The sequence below is a fragment of the Pelagivirga sediminicola genome (genome assembly GCF_003072125.1).
GTDB classification, from domain to species: Bacteria; Pseudomonadota; Alphaproteobacteria; order Rhodobacterales; family Rhodobacteraceae; genus Roseovarius; species Roseovarius sediminicola.
The window spans coordinates 1-2,500 of the sequence record NZ_QCYH01000003.1; the positions used below are offsets into that span (position 1 = coordinate 1).

A 2,500-nucleotide genomic window follows, 5' to 3' on the forward strand; every position below is an offset into this window, starting at 1 on the left:
AGGTGGACGACTTTTACGCCGCCCGCAGCAGGCTCATCCCGCCGCTACCGCGGCCGACTTTCGCACCGCCGTTCTCACAGAGATCGGCCGCATCCTCGATAGCTTCGAGCGTCTTGCCAAAAAATGGGCACCGAAGCCGCGTAAACCAAAAGCCGCACCCAAACCCCTCTGATCAATACGGCGCGCCCACGGCCTTCGCCGAAGGCTTACGGAGCAGGTCAGCAGCGCTGCTTATGCTCAGCTTGAGCTCCAAAAAGCAAAGCCCGCCGAGTTGGCGGGCCTTGAAGAAAGTGCGTCTTCGCTAAAGTTGGTTGCGGGAGTAGGATTTGAACCTACGACCTTCAGGTTATGAGCCTGACGAGCTACCGGGCTGCTCCATCCCGCGGCATTTTGTTCCTCACAGGGACGATTGTTTGTCTTGTGAGGATTTATCGAAAGAGAGATACGTTTTATCGAAGGTTTTACTAGGTTTGGCGACGACCTACTCTCCCACGTCTTGAGACGCAGTACCATGGGCGCTACGGCACTTAACGGCCGGGTTCGGGATGGGACCGGGTGTTTTGCTCGCGCTATGATCACCAAACCGAGAAAAACCTTCGAATGTCCAAGTCAGTATACTGATGTTTATGGTGTGTATGACCGATGTTTTCAGAGCCTTGTCACGGTTTGCCCGTGAAGTCTGGCTTTTACTGGATCAAATCAAGCCTATCGAGCAATTAGTACCGGTCAACTGAACGCATTGCTGCGCTTACATCTCCGGCCTATCGACGTGGTGGTCTACCACGGCTCTCAGGGATACCTTGTTTTGAGGGGGGCTTCCCGCTTAGATGCCTTCAGCGGTTATCCTGTCCGTTCATAGCTACCCTGCACTGCTGCTGGCGCAACAACAGGTCCACCAGTGGAACGTTCACCCCGGTCCTCTCGTACTAGGGGCAACTCCTCTCAAGTATCCTACACCCACGGCAGATAGGGACCGAACTGTCTCACGACGTTCTAAACCCAGCTCACGTACCTCTTTAAACGGCGAACAGCCGTACCCTTGGGACCTGCTCCAGCCCCAGGATGAGATGAGCCGACATCGAGGTGCCAAACACTGCCGTCGATATGGACTCTTGGGCAGTATCAGCCTGTTATCCCCGGCGTACCTTTTATCCGTTGAGCGATGGCCCTCCCACTTGGGACCACCGGATCACTATGACCGACTTTCGTCTCTGCTCGACTTGTCAGTCTCGCAGTCAGGCTGGCTTCTGCCATTGCACTCAACGACCGATTTCCGACCGGTCTGAGCCAACCTTCGCGCGCCTCCGTTACGATTTAGGAGGCGACCGCCCCAGTCAAACTACCCGCCACGCAGGGTCCCGGATCCGGATAACGGACCGCGGTTAGACATCAAGAGTGCGAAGAGTGGTATCTCAAGGATGACTCCACAGAATCTGGCGATCCTGCTTCAAAGTCTACCACCTATCCTGCACATCACAATCCTGATGCCAGTGCGAAGCTGTAGTAAAGGTGCACGGGGTCTTTCCGTCTAACCGCGGGAAGCCTGCATCTTGACAGGCAATTCAATTTCGCTGAGTCCACATTTGAGACAGCGGGGAAGTCGTTACGCCATTCGTGCAGGTCGGAACTTACCCGACAAGGAATTTCGCTACCTTAGGACCGTTATAGTTACGGCCGCCGTTTACCTGGGCTTCAATTCAGAGCTCTCACCCCTCCTTTTAACCTTCAGGCACCGGGCAGGCGTCAGACCCTATACGTCGTCTTGCGACTTCGCAGAGCCCTGTGTTTTTAGTAAACAGTCGCCACCCCCTGGTTTGTGCCCCCGGCATCCACTTGCGTGAACACCGGGCCTCCTTCTCGCGAACTTACGGAGGTATTTTGCCGAGTTCCTTAAATGTGGTTCTCTCAAGCGCCTTGGTATTCTCTACCAGTCCACCTGTGTTGGTTTAGGGTACGATCCAGCGATGGAGCTATTTCCAGGGACTGCTAAACGGCCCATCCAATCCGATAAGGATGAACAACCCTCGCAATCCGTCACTTCCATCTGGCCCAGGAATATTAACCTGGTTCCCATCGACTACGCCTTTCGGCCTCGCCTTAGGGGTCGGCTTACCCTGCTCAGATTAGCTTTAAGCAGGAACCCTTGGACTTTCGGCGACAGTGTCTCTCACACTGTTTGTCGCTACTCATGTCATCATTCTCACTAGTGATCTCTCCACGGGATCGCTCACGCGCCCGCTTCATCGAAAGCTTCGTGTCTCCGACACTCATTATATTTTGCGCTACCGCTTCGCTACTTGAGCGCGTTGGTCTCGCAATAAATGAGCTAAAGAGACATGAAACTATGTCACACTACGCTCTGCTACCGCGTGCATTGCTGCACACCCTAAGCTTCGGCTCATGGCTTGAGCCCCGTTACATCTTCGCCGCAGGACAACTTGTTTAGACCAGTGAGCTGTTACGCTATCTTTAAAGGATGGCTGCTTCTAAGCCAACCTCC

Annotated in this window: 1 tRNA gene and 2 rRNA genes (1 of these 3 cut by a window edge); all 3 read right to left on the reverse strand. The window is 54.4% G+C overall.

Features of this window, described 5'->3' with window-relative positions:
• Positions 1-308: 308 nt before the first annotated feature.
• Positions 309-385, reverse strand: a tRNA-Met gene (locus tag DC366_RS06325).
• An 83-nt stretch (positions 386-468) separates the two neighbouring features.
• A 5S ribosomal RNA gene (gene rrf / locus DC366_RS06330) occupies positions 469-583 on the reverse strand.
• Positions 584-695: 112 nt separating this feature from the next.
• Positions 696-2,500 (reverse strand): 23S ribosomal RNA (locus DC366_RS06335) (it continues 1,691 nt past the right edge of the window).